Origin of the sequence: Parabacteroides sp. AF48-14, from assembly GCF_003477465.1 — a bacterium.
In the GTDB taxonomy this organism is placed as follows: domain Bacteria; phylum Bacteroidota; class Bacteroidia; order Bacteroidales; family Tannerellaceae; genus Parabacteroides; species Parabacteroides acidifaciens.
Window position 1 is genome coordinate 20,305 of sequence record NZ_QUDI01000004.1, and the last position, 18,713, is coordinate 39,017.

Sequence of the window (18,713 nt, forward strand, 5' to 3'; positions counted from 1 at the left end):
ATGCAGAAATGATACAGGAAAGGCATTCCTGTTGCCAGAAAAGAAAAAAGGTTCGAACTTCCGTTCCAAACCTTTTTCTTTCTGTGTGTTGTCTCACGAGGATTCGAACCTCGACAGACAGAACCAAAAACTGTAGTGCTACCATTACACCATGAGACAATCCGGCGCTTTATTTAAAGCGATGCAAAGGTAAGAATAAAATCTTACCTTGCAAGCGTTTTCGCACGAAAATCTTACTTTGCAATCAGCAAATAGTAGTTCTTCTTACCTCTCTGAACCAATAAATATTTCTCATCCAGCAGAGAAGAGCAGTCGATCACCATATCCTGGTCTGCCAACTTTTCCTTATTTACACTGACGCCACCGCTCTGAACCAGCTTGCGCATTTCACCCTTAGAAGGGAAAATAGCAGCTTTTTCGGTGAACAGGTCGATCGCTTTCACGCCGGCGCTCAGTTCGTCGCGTGAAACCTCAAACTGGGGAACACCGTTGAACACATCCAACAAGGTCTGTTCGTCCAAATGTTTCAAAGCTTCCGAAGTAGAGTTTCCGAACAGGATATTGGAAGCCTCAACCGCAGCATCGTAATCTTCCTGGGAATGAACCATGACAGTCACTTCCTTTGCCAGACGTTTCTGCAACGGACGGAGATGCGGAGCTTCTTCCTGCTCTTTGATCAGGGCCTCGATTTCATCCTTAGGCAGATCGGTAAATATTTTGATGTATTTGGCAGCATCAGCATCGCTTACGTTCAGCCAGAACTGATAGAATTTGTAAGGAGAGGTATAACGACGGTCCAGCCATACGTTTCCGGACTCGGTCTTACCGAACTTGCCACCGTCGGCTTTCGTAATCAACGGGCAGGTCAGGGCAAACGCTTCACCGCCTAACTTACGACGGATCAACTCCGTACCGGTCGTGATGTTACCCCACTGGTCTGTTCCTCCCATCTGCAGGCGGCAGCCTTCGTGTTCGAACAGGTACATATAGTCGTATCCCTGCAACAGCTGGTAAGAGAACTCCGTGAACGACATGCCGACAGACGATTCGCGGCTCAGACGTTTTTTAACGGATTCCTTAGCCATCATATAGTTAACGGTAATATGCTTACCGATATCACGGATAAAGTTCAGGAAAGAATAATCCTTCATCCAGTCGTAGTTGTTTACCAACTTCGCAGCATTAGGCGCGTCCGAATCGAAATCCAGAAACTTAGCCAACTGCTTCTTAATGCTATCCTGGTTATGACGAAGCGTCGCTTCATCGAGCAGGTTACGTTCAGCCGACTTCATTGAAGGGTCGCCGATCATACCGGTAGCTCCACCGACCAGGGCAATCGGACGGTGTCCTGCACGCTGGAGATGTTTCAGCATCATAACCGACACCAGGTGACCGATATGCAATGAATCAGCCGTCGGGTCGATACCTACATAAGCAGAAGTCATCTCTTTTTGCAACTGTTCTTCTGTTCCGGGCATCATATCAGCAATCATGCCCCTCCATGTTAATTCTTCAACAAAATTCATCGTTTTAGATTATAGTATTAATTGAATGGCGGCAAAGGTACGACTTTATAATTGAAAATGGAGAATTGAAAATTGAAAATTAGGGAATAACAGTGATTTATGATAAATGCAGGACGTTATGAACGTTCTCCGCGACTTGCGCGGCAAACCGCTCCAGCGGAAGATCCAGGGAGGCTGAGAGGTGATCGTAGACGGTGCGGATATCGGTTTCGCGGTCGTCGGTTTCGGCAAATAAACGGTCCGGCCAGGCTATGCGCACGGCTGCCGGATTGAAGTGCTCGCCAAAAGAAAGGTAAAAACCTTGACGGATCAGTTGCCCGGCCAATATGGCATTGCCACGAAAGCCGTGGATGACCCAGGGCATACGGGGTTTGAGTTCTTTCTTCAGGGCGATCAGTTCGTCCCAGGCTTTGACGCAGTGTATGATTAAAAAGACGCCGAGACTTTCGGCCAAAGCTGCCGACGCTTTAAAGACTTCCTGCTGACGTTCCAACGGCGCTTCCGCCAGCTTGTCCAAACCCGCTTCGCCGATTGCGACGACACCCGGAAGCATGGCCTGCTGTTCAAGTCCGGCAAGCTGTTCCTCTACATTATATATATACCAGGGATGAATGCCGATGGAATGGAGTTCCCCCTTTCCCGCGCTTGACGCGGGATCGCTCAAACAACCGGCTGTATCCTCTTTTCCGAATGACGATATGGCCTGTCGCGAATGCGATCCCGCGTCGAGCGCGGGAACGAGGCAGTTGACAATCGCGACATCTTCCGGATGAACGGGCTGGCTATGCGTATGTATATCGTAATAAACCATTCTTTATGGAACAGGATCATAACCGCTACCGCCCCAGGGATGACAGCGAAGAATACGTTTGACTGCCAGATACAGTCCTTTTATGGGACCATGTTTCTTGAGAGCTTGCACGGCATATTCGGAACAAGTAGGTGTGTACCTGCACGATGCCGGCGTCATGGGAGAGATACAATATTTATAGAAATAGACCGGCAACAACAGAAGAGTGGTAAAGAAACGCTTCATTATTCTTTGTTGCGAAGTACATTCAATGCTTTCGTCATCGCTTTCTCTATATCGGCAAAAGGATGAATCTCCTTATCCAGATACAGGAATGCCACCAGCATACGCTTGTTTTTTTCTGTCAGCGGATCGATCAGTTCATATTTACGCACCCGGTAGGCCTCGCGCACCTGACGCTTGATCAGGTTTCGCTTGACGGCGCGTCTGAATTTCTTTTTGGGGACACTTATCATGATGGAGACGGGAACCAACGCCTCCTCTTCCACCGGTAAATAAACAACCCGCAGTGGAAACGCTACAAACGATTGCCCTTTTTCAAACAACAGGTCAATGTAACGTTTCCACGACAGGCGCTCTTCTTTTGAAAGGGTGTACCTTCTATTTACCATTCTTTTTGTTACTACCCATCTCTTTTTTCAGATACAATTCCAGGGCAGCCGTCATCGACGGAGCTTCGGTAGTCGGTGCTTCCACATCCAGACGCAAACCGGCGTCTTTCACCGCTTTGGCTGTCGTCGGGCCGAAACATCCGATCTTTATATCTTCTTGCTTGAAGTTCGGGAAGTTTTTCAACAAAGAGGATATTCCGGAAGGACTGAAAAATACCAGCATATCATAGTCAAACTTCTCATCCTTCGAGAAGTCATTGCTTACGGTGCGGTACATAACAGCTTTCGTGTAGTTAATCTTCTTTGCTTCCAACATAGTCAACAAATCATCTTTATGCACGTCTGAAACGGGCACAAGATACTTTTCTTTTGCATGCTTGCCGATAACAGTAACCAGATCATCCAGCTTGCCGCTCTGTCCAAAAAAGATCTTACGCTTTCTATACACAATATACTTCTGCAAATATACTGCGATAGCTTCCGTCATACAGAAATACTTCATCGTTTCAGGAATAGTAACGCGCAATTCTTCACACAAGTGGAAGAAATGGTCGATTGCCGTACGAGCCGTAAAAACAACAGCCGTATGATCCAGAATAGAAATTTTCTGCTGTCTGAACTCCTTAGACGTAAGGGGTTCTACTTTGATGAAAGGACGGAAGTCGATCTCTACTCCATACTTCTCTGCGATGTCGAAATACGGGGACTTCTCGGATGCAGGCTTCGGTTGTGATACCAGCAACTTTTTGATGTTCAATGCCATAGAGTACTTGTCTCGATAAAGTTATACAAATAAACCATACCTTCGTACAAAAATACCAGAGGTAAAATTTCTTGGGTGCAAAGGTACAAACTAATATATAATAAACCAGTGCTTTTCTTGTGAAATATCCGTATTGTCTTATAAATTATTACAAAACGACACAAAATATAAAGAATACAAAACATAACTACAGGTATTGTCACGTGAGTCCCGACAAACACTAACCACAGCACCGGGACGTACAGAGAGACGCCCCAAATCCCCATTATGGCATTATAACTTGTTTTCCATAGCCGGTATTTATTCGGATCGGCAAACACGCTGCCCAACAAAAAGTAACAACTTTGCTTGAACTGATAGAACAGGAACAGCACGCAAAAGATCGTGCAGAATGTCCACAAGACTTCCCTCCATTCCACATAACTGACAATCCCGTATATCCGTCCGATGGCAATCAGGGCAATACTGCAAAGAAATAAAACCTGGAACGTCATAAAGTTGCGGAAAAAGAAATCGCTTTTCCCGGCTACGCCATCAAACAGGTTCTGCCTTTCCTTCACCAGGAAAGCGTCTTTCAACATCTTCACAAACAGTTGGAAATTCAGCCGGAACACAAAGGCAAAAACAATAAACAGGAATAAGAGCAGCGAGAAGATCACATCGTCCACCAACTGCCCGTCCCATAACCGAATGCCCACGTATCCTTCAAATATACTCATGTTCCCTATGCGTATTACGGGTGCAAAGATAGAGTTTTCAAACGAGAATCGGCAGGGATTTCCGATAAACAAAAAGAAAGGCAAGCTTACCCGACAAGCTTGCCTTCTCAAAAATAATCAACCGTTACTAATAACGATCTTAGAAACTATCTTTTAGATATTATAGTATTCTTCCCAACCCTGGCGCGGCATTTCGCCTACCAGCATCTGGTTCATAACAGGATCGTTCACGATCTGTTTCAGGTCGCGGTCGAATACGATCTTACGGTTCATGCGCTGTGCCAATACACCCAAGCAGAATACCTGGCTCAACGGACCGGCGATATGGAACGGAGAACGGGTCTGTTCCTTACCCTGGCAAGCCAACAGGAAGTTTGCGTAGTGGTTGGACGGACTCTTCTGATATTCAGGCAATGTCGGATTCATATCCTTAGCTACCTTATCAGGAATTACAGACAATGTGCTGCCGTGAGAACCACCCTTGAATGTTAATGTCTTTGTATAGATTTCCTTACCCGGGTTCAGTTTAGTCAGCTGCAGTTTACCACCGGCAACAGTCGGGATATTCGGGTCTACATCCGAAGAACCATAGTTTTCAGGAACAGGAGGAATATTGTCCAAACCGTCATACCAGGTAACATCTACGCTCGGCATATCTTTTCTTTCCGGGAAACGGAAGAGGATACGGGAAGACATCGGATAGAAGAACGGATTGTGATCTTTCAGATACAGCGGGTTAATTTCTGTCGGCAAGCCGAGATCCAGGAATTGATGAGCCGTATCGAGGATGTGAGCTCCCCAGTCACCCAGCGCACCCATACCGAAGTCATACCAGCAACGCCACTGTCCCAAATGATAATCGTGGTTATATTCGTGGAACGGACGAACACCTAACCAAGTATTCCAATCCAATGTTTCGGGAACCGGTTCGCCCATCGGCATATGCTTGATGTTCGGGTTCCAGTTATGCCAGCGGCGCGGAGAGTTCATGTGAGCCGTGATAGCTGTTACGTCTTTGATCAAACCGGCTTCTTTCCATGCTTTAAACTGGAAGTAGTTAGCTTCGGAGTGTCCTTGGTTACCCATCTGGGTTACGACACCGAATTTCTTTTCGGCCTTCATCATCAGTTCGATTTCCTGGAAGGTGCGGGCCATCGGTTTTTCTACATACACGTGTTTTCCATGAGCCATAGCCTCGATTGTGATCGGGAAATGGGCGTGGTCAGGCACACCGACTGTCACAGCGTCGATCTTATCAGCCATCTTGTCGAACATCTGGCGGAAATCCTGGAAGCGCGGAACCTTCGGGAACATGGAAATAAGTTTCTGGGTATGAGGTGCACCCATATCCACATCGCAAAGGGCTACGACTTCGCAAAGACCGGTTTTATACAGTTCTTGTGCGATCTCGCCTCCACGATTACCGATACCGATAAAAGCAATTCTTACTTTTTCGTTAGCGCTAACGAAAGGAACACCCGGCATTCCATTGGCTTTCGACGGAATCCAGAAAGAAGGAATTGCTGTAGCAGCAGAAAGAGCAAATGCCCGTTTCAGAAACGAGCGGCGTGAAATGTCATCTGATTTCATGGTAAATATATTAGATAAATTATTAATGTTTGCGTGCACATTAAAACAACAACCTCACAAAAATAGATATTTTTTTCTTACAGAAAAGCATTCTTCCCAGTTTTTTCCTAAATAAAGGCAAACGTTTTTAGTATTATGTCTGTTGTAATAAAAAACTGTTACATTTGTCGCCTCTTGACAATAAGAAAATAAGTGATATGAAGATCAGACAGATTCTCTCCATCGGATGTCTCCTTTGGATACTCGCCGCCTTCCAACTGGCAGCCCAGCAACCGCAGCTCCAGCCGTTGCCCGTAGACCCGAAAGTCAGATACGGGAAGTTAGATAACGGACTAACCTATTATATCCGCCACAATGCGCAGCCGAAAGACCGCGCGGATTTCTTTATCGCCCAGAACGTAGGCTCCATCCTCGAAGATGAAAACCAGCGCGGACTGGCACACTTCCTCGAGCATATGGCGTTCGACGGGACCCTGAATTTTCCCGGTCACGGCATGGACGAGTTCACCGAGAGCGTCGGGATGCGCGGAGGCGAGAACTTCAACGCTTACACAAGCTTCGACGAAACAGTCTATATGATCATGAACGCTCCGGTCACACGTGAGAGCGTCGTCGACTCCTGTCTCCTGATCCTGCACGACTGGTCGGGCTTCATCACGCTTGCAGACACGGCCATAGAGAAGGAACGCGGCGTGATCCGGGAGGAATGGCGCACGCGGCAGGACGCACAGGCGCGTATCTGGGAACAGCAGCTTCCGAAGATGTTCCCAGACAATAAATACGCACACCGGATGCCGATCGGAACAATCGACGTCATCAATAACTTCAAACCGGACGAGCTCCGGGCTTACTATAAGAAATGGTATCGTCCGGACTTGCAGGGAATCATCATTGTGGGCGATATAGACGTTGACCAGGTAGAGGCCGCAGTAAAGCGCATCTTTGCCGATATCCCTGCTCCGGTCAACCCCGCCAAGCGCGAATACACGGAGGTGGCGGACAACGACAAACCGCTTGTCTCCATCGCTAAAGATAAGGAGGCTTCCAATATCATCCTCTCCATTTTCTACAAGCATGACAAGATGCCGCGCGAACTGTATGCGACAGCCGCCGGACTGATGAAAGATTACATGGAAAATGTGATCGAAACAATGATAAACGAACGCTTTGCCGAGATGATGCAAAAGGCGAATCCTCCTTTTGTCGCTGCACAGGCTTCGGATGGCGACTTCATGATCGCCAAGACAAAAGGTGCCTTCACGGTTGCCGCCTTAGTAGAAGAAGGCGGCCTGAAAAGAGCGCTCGACGCACTCGTGACAGAGACAGAACGGGTGAAACGTTACGGCTTCACGGCCTCCGAATACGATCGCGCCCGTATCAATGTGCTGAAACAATACGAATCGCTGTTCAACGACCGCGACAAACAGAAGAACCGTTCCTTCACCAACGAATATGTCCGCCATTTTACCGACGGAGGTTATATTCCGGGCATCGAAACGGAATACCAGCTGATCAGCGGAATCGCTCCGCAAATACCGGTTGAACAGGTTAACCAGTACGTAAAGGATCTGATCGGTGATAAAAATATTGTAATCGGCCTGACCGGTCCGGACAAGGAAGGCATGAAATACCCGACCGAAGCGCAACTGCTCGAGGACTTCATGCAGGCGCAGCAGTTGCCTGTCGAACCTTACGAAGAGACGGTTTCCAACGAACCGTTGATTCCCGGACTGCCCGCACCCGGACAGATCAAAGAGACAAAAACAGACCCGCTGTTCGGCGCAACAGTCCTTACACTCGGCAACGGCATCAAAGTCGTACTGAAACATACGGAGTTCAAGAAAGACGAAATCCTGATGACGGCAACCAGTCCCGGCGGCAGCACCTTGTTCGGAGCAAAGGACATCGATAACCTGAAGGTATTCAACGACGTGATCACGCTCGGCGGAGTCGGCAACTTCTCGGCAACCGACCTGAACAAGGTCCTGGCGGGAAAGAAAGTCTCCTGCTCCCCTTCCATCGGCCTGAATACGGAAAACGTAAACGGTTATGCCGCCCCGTCCGACCTGAAGACGCTGTTCGAACTGGTTTACCTCAACTTCACGGCGCCGCGCATGGACGAAGAGGCTTACACCTCTTTTGAAGGCCGTATGATCGCACAGTTGAAGAACCTGCAATTGAACCCGATGGTCGCATTCAGCGACACGCTGACAGAGGCCATTTACAAGAATAATCCGCGTGCAGCCCGCATCACGGCTGACGACTTCCGCAACATCAGTTACCCGCGCATTATGGAGATGTATAAGGAACGGTTTGCAGACGCTTCCGACTTCGTCTTTACGTTTGTCGGCAACATTGATATGGACAGTATCCGTCCCTACATCGAACAATACCTGGCAACGCTGCCCGCCAAAGGACGCGTCGAGAAAGGCAATCCCGCCGAAGTCCCGGCCATCCGCAAAGGCGAGTACACGAATATCTTCAAGCGTCAGTTAGAGACACCGAAAGCATCGATTGTCAACTTCTGGTCCGGGCAGATGGATTACAACCTGGAAAACATCCAGACGGCTACTATGCTGAAACAAATCCTCGATCTCGTATATATGGAAAAGGTACGCGAAGACGAAGGCGGCACCTACGGAGTACAGACTTCCGCACAGATATCTTCCTTCCCGGAAGGACAAACCTTCCTGCAGGCCTACTTCGATACGGACCCGGCCAAACGGGAAAAGATGAACGAGATCGTCCGCACCGAGCTGACAAACATCACCGAGTCCGGTCCGCGTGAAGAAGATTTCAAGAAGAGCCAGGACAATATCCTGAAACGGCATGCGAGAACCTGCAAGAAAACGTCTATTGGCTGACGACATTAGACAATTACTATTTCCGCGGATTCAACGGCGAAACGCAATATGTCGAAACACTGCAAGGCATCACCCCCGCCAAGATTCAGGCATTTGCCAAGAAGTTGATCGGACAGGGCAACCGGATCGAGGTGGTCATGGAACCGTAACACAACGGGGATGTGTCAAAAGTAAGTTTTAACGTTTTAGCGTGTCATTGCGGGCTTGACCCGCAACCTCATACTAAACTGATTTACAGTAATTAGGATGAGATGGCGGGTCAAGCCCGCCAGGACACAGACGCTATAAATAGGAATTTTAACACATCCCCTACAATCGTCCAAAAGATACCGTTTCCCATCTTCTGCTATCATCTTGCTTCAAATCCGCCCCCTCCGCTAACACGCCTTCTTACCCAAGCGCCCCTTCCAGCCTCCCCCGGCAGGCAATTTCCATTACATGCAGACCCATTTCCGATTACATGCCGATCCATTTGCCAACGGATGCCCACCCATTTGCCAAAAGACAGGCATCTTTTTCCACAAACATAAGCACTTTTTCCCCCGAAGGTACCTTCTTTTATACCCGAAAGCCACTGCTTTTATGCTAAGAAGTCACTATTTTCGGAGAAATAAGTGACTGTAACCGTGTTGTTTTCTCTGGAAGGCTTCTCCCGGCAGTCCTTTCCAGATTATCATTTTGCCGGATATCAGAACAGATAATGACCACGCCTTCCAACCGCATGCCTATGAAAACCGTTCCCCGAAGCAAAAAGATATCCGTTCTCCCATCCCGGTAGCAGAATGTCAAACCTTAAGTCCGCGAGAATCGATTATACAAAAAAATCCGGCAGATTCCCTGCTACACGCAAAGGAAACCCTGCCGGATTTGACTTTTTGACAATCTGTCAATTTATGATTTACTCTTTACTTTCAAATGGTCGAAGCCTTCGCCATACACACCGATAACGGCACTCTGGGAAATAAAGGCCCGCGGGTCGATATCATTGATGATCTGAAAGATCGTATTGGACTGGCTCTTTTTTGCCAACACGAACATCATCTTTACCGATTTCCCTGTGTAAAGTCCTGTCCCGTCGATCACAGTCACGCCACGGTGCAAGGCATTAATCTCCCTTCCGATCTCTTCATATTTATTGGAAATGATAAAGAACTGGACTGACTGGCGGGAGCTGTTGACCACCTGGTCGATCATGTAGCCGGTGACAAACAGCGTCACATACCCGTAAACCACCTTCTCCAGATCGTGCAACACAAAATAACTGGATGCAATAATAATCATATCGCAGAACATAATCATACGTCCCAGGCTGACATCCCGGTATTTGTTGACGATCGCCGCAATGATATCCGTCCCGCCCGTGCTGCCGTTCGACGCGAAAGCGACACCGATACCGCCACCACAAAAGATAGCGCCCAGAATACAGGCCATAAAGGGCTGGTTCTGCAACAGTTGGAGTCCGGCAGTCAATTGTTGTATCACGGAAAGGAAAAACGTCAGAACAAAAACCGCAAACACTGTCTTCACACTGAACTTCCATCCTAAGATCTTCAACGAAAGCAACAGTAAAAAGCCGTTAATGGCAAAGTAAGTGTACTGTACGGGCAAACCTGTCCCCCAGTAAATAATAGAGGCGATACCCGGAACAGCTCCCGATGGCAAATCGTTCGGCAACAGGAAAACGGTCCATCCTATACCGTACAAAATCATACCTAAGGCAATGCCCAGGTAATCCTTTAATTCTCTAACCGAAAAAGGGTTAGACTTAATTGACAATGTTGGTTTCATTCTTGTTTGTTTTATGCGGCTGCAAAAGTAGTGAAAGTTTGAATGCAGCCGCACAAAACATATCTAATATTTCCAGCTATCCTTCCATTCGATAACAGGCTGATCGCCTTCGAAGCGGATAGGGAGCCAGATGTAGCGGCCGTCTATGGCGTTTTGGGGTGTCCAGCGGTCGCCCATATAGATGAATTGTCCGGGTTTTCCGGGAACAGGCAACACATATGTGCTCTGTGAATGGAAAGAGGTTTCCGAATCGGCTCCCACAAAGGGATTGGCCAGCTCTTCCCAAGGCCCCCAGATAGAGGAAGCGACAGCAGAACGTCCCGGATTCGGCGCCCAACCGGTGCAGCCGGACATGATCAGGTAATACTTGCCGTCTTTCTTGAACATGGCAGGCGCTTCCATAAAGCGACCGACAAAGAAGCGGGCGTAGTTGCCGGAACAAGCGGTGTAATCGTCCGTCAGTTCGGAAATATGCAACGTGCTGTTATCCTCCGAAGCATAGATATGATAAGCCTTCCCGTCATCGTCTACAAACAGGTTCATATCGCGTGCCATCTGTCCGTTCTCGAAGTCGCGGCCTAACAGGTTCAGCGTATCGGGATGCGCAGGCAGGTCGCCGCCACCGAAACCGTTCTTTGCCTCTTCGGGCACCTTGCCTTTATGGATCTCCAGCACATTCTTCGGCCAGAAGCCGGCATTCGGACGGTCGGCGGAAAGCAGCGTGTAAGGTCCTGTGACCTTGTCGCTCACGGCAACACCGCTCTTGGCTCCCGCATAGCCCGCACCTTTCGGTTCGAGATGGAACCACATCACATATTTGCCTGTCTTCTTATTAAAGATCACCTTCGGACGTTCCAGGATACAGCCTTTTACAATCGGGCTGGATTCATCTTCCGAGACAGACAAGGCGATTCCCTCGTCTTTCCAGTTATACAGGTCTTTGGAAGAATAGCAGTGCACACCGACTAAAGCGCGGTTGCCCGCTTCACCTTCCGTCTTATGTTCGCCAAACCAATAATAGGTGTCGCCCTGCTGCAACATTCCGCCTCCGTGGGCATTGATATGCACGCCGTTATTGTCCGGCCAGATTTCTCCGGGCTTAAAAGCGTTCTCCACCGAAGCGGTATCCGTCTTTCCTTTACACCCGCACAAGGCGAAGATCAGCAATAGGGGATAAATAGCAACTCTCTTCATATTCATTCGTTTATACATCGCAAATACGAATACATTTTTCAAGTGAAGCGATCTTGTCTTCCTGCTTCGGGACAAACTCCTGTCCGACGAAACCCTTGTAGCCGGTTTCCACAACCGCCTTCATGATGGCGGGATAGTAAAGTTCCTGCGTTTCGTCGATCTCCGCACGTCCGGGATTGCCTCCGGTATGAATGTGGGAGAAGTATTCGTGGTATTTGCGGATGTTCTCGATGATGTTCCCTTCCATTATCTGCATATGGTAAATATCATACAGCAGCTTGAAGTTGGGAGAGCCGACACGGCGGCACAGCTCGACACCCCAAATCGTATGATCGCACTGGTAATCCTTATGTCCTACGCTATTGAGAAGCTCCATCGTCAACACGACATTGTGCTTCTCTGCCAACGGCATCAGGCGCTTCAACCCTTGCGCACAGTTTTCCCATCCTTGCAGGTCGGTCAGGCCGTTGCGGCGTCCGGAGAAACAGATCAGGTTGGTCAATCCAGCCTCGGCCACCATCGGAATCACTTTCTCGTAGCTGGCAACCAGTTCGTCATGCAACTTCGGATCGTTGAAACCGCGGTCGATGCCTAAGCCAGCACCCTGGCACATGGCAACAGTCAAACCATGCTTCTGCACCACAGGCCAGTCCTGCGGGTCGAGCAGTTCGATCGATTCGATCCCTATATTCTTACATATCTCACAAAATTCATCCAGAGGATAACTGCCGAAGCACCATTTACTCACGGAATGGCGGATATTGCCTTTCAGCGGTTCGGGTTTCTCCACTTTCTTCTTCTTCGCGGGAGCGGCTGCTTCCATACCGGATACGGCCATTGCTGCACTGCCTGCCAATACTGTCTTGATGGCGGTTCTTCTTGAAATGTTTTTCATACTATTCTTGTTCTTTCGTTAATTCAATTATTTAATCAGCTCCCATTTGCCCTGCAAATAAGCTTTGTCGATCATGCCAGCCAAAGCCTTGTCGTTTGTCCGTTCGGCCAAATCCTTCAGGTCATTATACAGATAGAACTGCAACCAGAAGCCGTAATGATAGCGTTCGCGGGTAGACTTCGGCTGTAACATCAGGGCATACCATTTCGTGTTCAACTTCTTGGCTTTCGCTACTTCAATCGCTTTTTCAGCATTCTTCCACATCGCGTCGGAGACTTGGGACTGGAGATCAAGGAAGTCTTTATACTTCATGTCAGCGGTATTGATGATCGGACAACGGTCGTCCAATCCCAGCTCCTTCATGGAAATGCGCTGTTCGAAGACCTTGTCACCATCCAGATCGAACTCCATCAGGTCGAAGAAGCCGTTATTGTCCGTATCCGTATATTTCACGGTCGGGAACACTGTCGGCTCGGTCTCGATACGTTTCGGACCGTAACCGTCATAGATTCCACCCATTCCCTGGTAGAACTTGGCGTTCTGGTCTATGCGCCAGCAGCCCCATTCGGCTCCGTAAAGATGAATCTTTCCGTCTATCGGGCTGACGTACAACTGGCCGTGGCCGGAGTTATCCAAATCCCATTCGCCCCGGTCACCTGCCGGGTCCGACTGGCCGTTATTATCGATACCGCCTTGTCCTTTACCGACCTTGAAGGGATCGAGCGGCTGATAAAGTTCGACACGTTCCCAGCGGTTGCAGTCGTCATCCTCGTCATACGTGAACCAGGCTTCATCCCATTTTCCTTTCTTGAATGTAAGATCCCAGGCGGCATCATGATCCGGATACAGCAGTTCCGGCAACTGACGCCAGCGGGCATCCATAAAGAAAGTATCGGCTTCGGGAAGTCCGCGCAGATTCTTGTTGATATGTTTCTGGTCTTTGTAGCTGAAACCGGGACCGGTGAAGCGGATCGTCATATCCAGGTCGAACTCATTGCCCGGACCATTATCATTATCCATATCTATCGAGATGGAGGCCCAGTCGATACTTCCGGCAAGAACGGAATTTGCCTGCCCGTTTTCCTTCACAATCTTAGGCGTATCACAGAAACGGATTGCCATTTCCGTCAGCCCGTCGTTGTCGGGATCATAAAACAGAAAAGGATTCTCCCAGTTCATACGGACATCGTTTACGCGTTCGGTCGAGCTGTGTATCTTCATGAAAGCGCTCTTCCCGTGATAATCTTCGTAGAAGTCGCTGATTCCGTTATGTATCCAGCAGCGGAGCGTAAAGGTATTCCAGTCGACGTAGTTGAACACGTCGTCTTTGTCCGTGTCGATCACCCACATATAATGGCCGTTACCGGTCTTCATCCGGTCTGCCTCGGGGATGTTATCGACAACGACCTGCATAGCCGGATTGCCGTCCTCATCTTCGCCTACCCAGTCGATAATCAAGTCGCCGTAACCGCCGTAAATGCCATCCCTGTTGCGGTCGATCATCAGGCAGTCGTTATCGGTATCGCCTTCCAAGTCGCCGTATTGCATATCATCGTCATCATCGATCCATTGCACGGGAATACCGTTAGCCGTCACCGTACGCAGGATATCCGGATCGCCGTCTCCGTCCAAGTCGATATAAGTCGGCTTATATCCGGCCGGGGCAGGCGGCAGGCGATACGGGATCAACAAGGTATTTGCATTCCAATAGTCCTTCTTCACGGGTTTATCCGTCTGCGCAGAAACGCCTTGTGCACTCAGCAGCAACGAACCGGCTGCCAGTAATAATGTAATCGGTTTCATCATGTATGTGGATTAATCGGTGATTTGTATATGTTTAAGCCATTTCTGTATCAGGTCTTTCACTTCCTGGTAATATGTAAAGTTATGCCGGAAGCCCCATCCGTGCCCTCCGTCGGGAAACATATAGAGAGAAGCGGGAATATGATGTTCGTTCAGAGCCGTATAATAGAGAATCGAGTTCAACGGCGGAACGCTCTTATCGTCATCACTCAGCAGAAGCAATGTTTTCGGCGTCTTGTCATCCACCTGTTTCTGGAGTGAGTAGCGGTCGATCAACTCCTGGTTGCCGATATCATTTCCCAGCAGGTTCTTCTTGGAACCGCCGTGCGTATTCATTTTATCAAAGCTGATCACCGGATAATAGAGGATCGCAAAGTCCGGCCGGTTGGCATCCGCAGCCAATGTGCTGAGAGATGCGGCCAAATGTCCGCCGGCAGACGAACCTATAACGCCAACTTTATGGGTATCAATATTCCATTTGGCTGCATTTCCCCGAATAAGGGACATCGCCTTCTCTGCATCACTCAACGGAATCGTATGCACGCCTTTCGGCATCCGGTATTTCAGAACAACTCCCACAAAACCGTTCGAAGCATACCACTTCGCCATATCGTGCCCTTCATGGTCCATCGCCAGCCCTGAATATCCGCCACCCGGGCAAATCAATACCGCTGGCGCCGCCTTCCCGCTCTTCGCCGGATGATAAACAAAGATTTCCGCCTCACTGGCTTCCGGCTTATCCGGCCAGAGCTTAAATTGTTCTACCTGCTGCGCCCAAACCACCGGAGCAAAAAAAGACAGGAGCAGTAAAAGAAAGTGTTTCATAAGGTATTATTTCTTAATCATTAACCGAGTTATTAAAAACAGGTGCTAATGTAACGAAAAAAACTAAATACACCTATTATCTGGGATAAAAAGAAATAAGACCATACTATGGTTAAACAGAAGACTTACATATTTGTCAGCAAAAGCTTACGCCTTTGCTTTCAAACATGTAAGTCTTTTCATAAGAATTGAGAAACAATTTTTATTCCCACATCAAATGATTCGGAGGCCTTATCCATACCCTGTCTCCGATATGCCTGCGCATTATCATAGTTAGAATAAACATTCATAAGACAATCTGCAATCTGTTCACCTGTCGTATCATTAATCTCAAACACCCATTCATCAAAACCCAAATCATAATACATCTGCCCTTTTATCGTATCTTCCGGCTGGCGAAGATAAAAAGCAGGTGTCCCATTTCGCAGAGAGATAATAGGTGAATGACATTCAAAGCTGAGAACACAAAAAGCTTTGCTATAGAGAGACGCCGCCTCATCAGGCAACCAATATCCCCGCTTGACGACATTTTTTTTGACATCATCCGGTAGAGGATCAATCAAAAGCTCATCCATTATATCGACTTGATAAGTCATTTCCGGACAAATAAGAACTTTATTTCCTGTTTTCCTTACCCAGCGAATGATTGCTTCCCGGGCTTTGGCATGGTCGACTTCCTTCCACTTATTGTTCAATGCCGTTGTCTCCTCTATTTGTCTCTCCGTATAACTCTCGCGCCGAATCAACCAATAAGGCGTCTTTCGCAAACGGGGAATCACACAAATAAATTTACGGTCTTCCAAGTCGTTAGCAATTAAAAAAGCACGAGCACTTTCTTCATCATAAATATTCAGAGCGAAGGTTGCATCAGGTACGAAGCGGATTTCAGGCTTCGTGATCCCTGCTTCCTTCAGTTTCCCGATTGAAGCTGTCTCACGGGTGAAAACAAACGAAGCATCTTCCAACAGATTTTTCAGAGAAGGTGAGATATCCTGGATAGTTGTTCCGTAAATTCCGAAAGGTTTATCCGTGATTTTACGCCAAGCCTCTAAACAGTTAGCCGCAACAACCGACGGCCCTGAACCGTGAATAAAGACATCCGCACGATCAATGGCCTCCAATAGTCTGCCGTCTGTAATCGTAAAATCTTTATCCGGATTACCATAAAGAATATCTATCTTAGGAAAATTCTTTTTGAGCAAAGCCTCTACTTTTTCGTTCTTGCTCCGTTTCCACAAGGTAATAGTTGCTTCAGGCAGATATGTTTGCAGAATATGCAGCAAACCTGGCGTATGGGCAATATCCCCAATATTCACATCCTGCCAGCCAGAAACGACTAATAGATATGGATTTTTCTTCTGTTCCTTCACCTTATTCAAACAGGATGGCAGAAATATTGCAGCCGAGAAAATGCCTGCTTGCTTTAAGAAAGCTCGTCTGTTCATCATAGTTTTCCTATTTTAATGAGTCTAATAATTCTTTCAAATGTTTAATATATACTTCACGCGGCTGGCAATTATATTTCTTGCAAAGAATAGCTGCGGCAGCAACCACTTCCCCCATCATCCCGGTTGTATTTTGTACACGGGTAGAAGACAATGCAATATGCGAGACACTGATGTTCCGCCCTGCCATAAACAAGTTATCGACATTAACAGAATAGAGGCAACGGTAAGGAATACGATAAGGAGGTGGAACCTGGTCATCACGCAAATAACGGCGGGGAGTTCCCAGATCATTAAAATAATGTTTCATTGTTGAAATAAATTCTTCTCCCGGGAAAAAGAATGTATTTTTAGGAGTCGGGAAATGTTGGTCTATCGAATAGGTTCCTATTACAACAGCGTCATCATACCTTACATACTCCTTCTCTATATCTTGTTGTACAAAGAATACATCTCCTACCAGACGACGTGATTCCCGTTTTCCGGCAATGTAAGTCATCATGTCCAGTTCCCGGTTTGCATATTCTTTCTTAAACTTACTGTCGTTTTTCAGGAAAGCCCAGTTTCCATAGATAGCGCGGAACAGATAATCCCGGATATATTCTGCATCATTTACTTGGTCATAGCGGAAACCGCTTTCCCACCAATTACTACCGGAAATAACCTTTTCACAAGATTCATCATTAAACTGTATCGCCCATTCGCATCTCGGAAATGATACTTCAGCCGGCATCACTTTGCTTTTCCATGAAATTGTCGCACCCAACACGATATTATCCGGCCTGTCCGGAGCTAATGTTTCTCTTGTTTCCTGCCTCATCTCGCGCCCCACACGATATTCGGCACCCGCCAGATAACCTAAGTTGCCATCTCCGGAGCAATCGACAAACAATGGGGAAAAGAACTCTATCTCTTTTCCATTCTCAATATGTTTAGCGGTCACAGACTTTATCTGCTTGCCTTCCTTGGAAGCTGCAAACACATGCATATTCGGGAAATAGGACAGCGTTTTCTCCGCTTGTATCATTTCAATAACCTGATCTTCCTTACTATATACATTCCGTATTTCTCTGATTACATTTCCTAAAGCAGTATACGGTTTTACATTCATCTCCCCACTGGCAACCACCCTTATCTCGGTACTGTTGTTTCCTCCCGGAACAGGACGGTTATTAATCAACGCTACTTTCAAACCTTCCCGTGCCCCTTTGATAGCAGCACTCAACCCTGCTGTACCGGCTCCAACTACAACGAGATCATAATGGCCTCCATCTTCCGGTTTAACCGGGATATTCAACAGTTGTTTTCTGAACGCCGACAAATCGTCTTTCCGGTTGGGGATAACGGAATTTTTGTTCTTTGTAAAAAGGATCGCATCACATCGTCCCTCAAATCCGGTCAAGTCTTTTAATGTAACAATATTGCTCTTTTCTTTTATCTCGACACTTCCGGCATATTCCCAATCCCATTGTGTTCCCATTCCCAATTCATTATTAAGAGCCACTCCGTTTACAGCAATTTTAAATTTACCCGGAGCCTCTTTCGTCTTCCACGGGGAACACCAATTCCATGTACGGGCATATACATGCCAAGTTCCTTTTCTCGGAATCATCACCTCCGTCGAAGCATCTTGTACCGGCTTTCCTATACCGTGAGCCAACAGGAAAGGAGATCCCATCTGATCCATGAACTGCTGGTCCAATACCCATCCACCTTTTTCATTAAAACTCTCTGCTTCAACCAGTACAAAGTCCTTTTTCTGCGCAAGAAGCGAAAAAGAAATAAAAGCCTGGCACATAAGCATCATATAAACAAGTCGAAATACTTTTTGCATACCTATTATTATTAATCGTGTTACAAACTATGAGGAAGCAGGAAA

General features: G+C 47.5%; 14 protein-coding genes and 1 pseudogene. 1 reads left to right on the plus strand and 14 read right to left on the minus strand.

What is annotated here, in order from left to right; translation table 11 throughout:
• Positions 1-233 precede the first annotated feature (233 nt).
• The 7 genes from tyrS to DW083_RS02990 all read right to left on the minus strand — a co-directional run bounded on the left by tyrS (position 234) and on the right by DW083_RS02990 (position 6,020).
• The gene (gene tyrS, locus DW083_RS02960) at positions 234-1,526 is read right to left on the minus strand and encodes a tyrosine--tRNA ligase (protein WP_122331374.1); all 1,293 of its coding nucleotides are present in this window, start codon (positions 1,524-1,526) and stop codon (positions 234-236) included.
• A 97-nt stretch (positions 1,527-1,623) separates the two neighbouring features.
• Positions 1,624-2,337, minus strand: coding sequence for a TatD family hydrolase (locus tag DW083_RS02965; RefSeq protein ID WP_122331375.1), 714 nt, complete (start codon positions 2,335-2,337; stop codon positions 1,624-1,626).
• 3 nt (positions 2,338-2,340) lie between these two features.
• Positions 2,341-2,562, minus strand: a complete 222-nt coding sequence (gene yidD / locus DW083_RS02970; protein WP_208642453.1) for a membrane protein insertion efficiency factor YidD — start codon at positions 2,560-2,562, stop codon at positions 2,341-2,343.
• A complete protein-coding gene (gene rnpA, locus DW083_RS02975; protein WP_122331376.1) occupies positions 2,562-2,948 on the minus strand; it encodes a ribonuclease P protein component in 387 nt (128 codons plus the stop codon). The genes yidD and rnpA overlap by 1 nt, the downstream gene beginning before the upstream one ends.
• Positions 2,938-3,705, minus strand: coding sequence for a uroporphyrinogen-III synthase (locus DW083_RS02980; RefSeq protein ID WP_187574917.1), 768 nt, complete (start codon positions 3,703-3,705; stop codon positions 2,938-2,940). Before DW083_RS02980 ends, rnpA begins: the two co-directional genes overlap by 11 nt.
• A complete protein-coding gene (locus DW083_RS02985) occupies positions 3,702-4,430 on the minus strand; it encodes a DUF4271 domain-containing protein (protein WP_115498541.1) in 729 nt (242 codons plus the stop codon). The genes DW083_RS02980 and DW083_RS02985 overlap by 4 nt, the downstream gene beginning before the upstream one ends.
• Before the next feature lie 153 nt (positions 4,431-4,583).
• Positions 4,584-6,020: a Gfo/Idh/MocA family oxidoreductase gene (locus DW083_RS02990; protein ID WP_122331377.1), complete on the minus strand. Its 1,437-nt coding sequence runs from the start codon at positions 6,018-6,020 to the stop codon at positions 4,584-4,586.
• A 197-nt stretch (positions 6,021-6,217) separates the two neighbouring features.
• Here DW083_RS02990 and DW083_RS02995 point away from each other — a divergent pair.
• Positions 6,218-9,033 (plus strand): annotated as a pseudogene (locus tag DW083_RS02995) (M16 family metallopeptidase).
• A gap of 742 nt (positions 9,034-9,775) precedes the next feature.
• Here DW083_RS02995 and DW083_RS03005 read toward each other — a convergent pair.
• From DW083_RS03005 to DW083_RS03035, 7 genes are all read right to left on the minus strand, one after another.
• Positions 9,776-10,672, minus strand: coding sequence for a YitT family protein (locus DW083_RS03005; RefSeq protein ID WP_115498537.1), 897 nt, complete (start codon positions 10,670-10,672; stop codon positions 9,776-9,778).
• A 63-nt stretch (positions 10,673-10,735) separates the two neighbouring features.
• On the minus strand, positions 10,736-11,866 hold the full coding sequence (locus DW083_RS03010) for a glycoside hydrolase family 43 protein (RefSeq protein ID WP_115498588.1): 1,131 nt from the start codon (positions 11,864-11,866) through the stop codon (positions 10,736-10,738).
• A 10-nt stretch (positions 11,867-11,876) separates the two neighbouring features.
• Positions 11,877-12,761 carry a hydroxypyruvate isomerase family protein gene (locus DW083_RS03015; RefSeq protein WP_115498536.1) on the minus strand — a complete coding sequence of 295 codons (885 nt, stop codon included), beginning with the start codon at positions 12,759-12,761 and terminating at the stop codon, positions 11,877-11,879.
• A gap of 27 nt (positions 12,762-12,788) precedes the next feature.
• A complete protein-coding gene (locus DW083_RS03020; RefSeq protein ID WP_122331426.1) occupies positions 12,789-14,564 on the minus strand; it encodes a hypothetical protein in 1,776 nt (591 codons plus the stop codon).
• 12 nt (positions 14,565-14,576) lie between these two features.
• Complete coding sequence (locus DW083_RS03025; protein ID WP_122331378.1) at positions 14,577-15,389, minus strand: alpha/beta hydrolase; 813 nt, start codon at positions 15,387-15,389, stop codon at positions 14,577-14,579.
• Positions 15,390-15,568: 179 nt separating this feature from the next.
• Entirely contained in the window at positions 15,569-16,837 is a 1,269-nt protein-coding gene (locus tag DW083_RS03030) for a polysaccharide pyruvyl transferase family protein (RefSeq protein WP_233551718.1), read from the minus strand.
• A gap of 7 nt (positions 16,838-16,844) precedes the next feature.
• Positions 16,845-18,668 (minus strand): FAD-dependent oxidoreductase, encoded by a 1,824-nt coding sequence (locus DW083_RS03035; RefSeq protein WP_122331379.1) that lies wholly within the window; start codon positions 18,666-18,668, stop codon positions 16,845-16,847.
• Between the last annotated feature and the right edge of the window lie 45 nt (positions 18,669-18,713).

What these genes read in the sequence shown, in the direction of transcription:
- DW083_RS03025 (WP_122331378.1), bottom strand. Translation starts at nt 15,389, where the DNA reads ATGAAACACTTTCTTTTACTGCTCCTGTCTTTTTTTGCTCCGGTGGTT.
- DW083_RS02985 (WP_115498541.1), bottom strand. Translation starts at nt 4,430, where the DNA reads ATGAGTATATTTGAAGGATACGTGGGCATTCGGTTATGGGACGGGCAG.
- DW083_RS03005 (WP_115498537.1), bottom strand. Translation starts at nt 10,672, where the DNA reads ATGAAACCAACATTGTCAATTAAGTCTAACCCTTTTTCGGTTAGAGAA.
- yidD (WP_208642453.1), bottom strand. Translation starts at nt 2,562, where the DNA reads ATGAAGCGTTTCTTTACCACTCTTCTGTTGTTGCCGGTCTATTTCTAT.
- DW083_RS02990 (WP_122331377.1), bottom strand. Translation starts at nt 6,020, where the DNA reads ATGAAATCAGATGACATTTCACGCCGCTCGTTTCTGAAACGGGCATTT.
- DW083_RS03015 (WP_115498536.1), bottom strand. Translation starts at nt 12,761, where the DNA reads ATGAAAAACATTTCAAGAAGAACCGCCATCAAGACAGTATTGGCAGGC.
- DW083_RS02965 (WP_122331375.1), bottom strand. Translation starts at nt 2,337, where the DNA reads ATGGTTTATTACGATATACATACGCATAGCCAGCCCGTTCATCCGGAA.
- DW083_RS03030 (WP_233551718.1), bottom strand. Translation starts at nt 16,837, where the DNA reads ATGATGAACAGACGAGCTTTCTTAAAGCAAGCAGGCATTTTCTCGGCT.
- DW083_RS03020 (WP_122331426.1), bottom strand. Translation starts at nt 14,564, where the DNA reads ATGAAACCGATTACATTATTACTGGCAGCCGGTTCGTTGCTGCTGAGT.
- DW083_RS03035 (WP_122331379.1), bottom strand. Translation starts at nt 18,668, where the DNA reads ATGCAAAAAGTATTTCGACTTGTTTATATGATGCTTATGTGCCAGGCT.
- tyrS (WP_122331374.1), bottom strand. Translation starts at nt 1,526, where the DNA reads ATGAATTTTGTTGAAGAATTAACATGGAGGGGCATGATTGCTGATATG.
- DW083_RS03010 (WP_115498588.1), bottom strand. Translation starts at nt 11,866, where the DNA reads ATGAAGAGAGTTGCTATTTATCCCCTATTGCTGATCTTCGCCTTGTGC.
- rnpA (WP_122331376.1), bottom strand. Translation starts at nt 2,948, where the DNA reads ATGGTAAATAGAAGGTACACCCTTTCAAAAGAAGAGCGCCTGTCGTGG.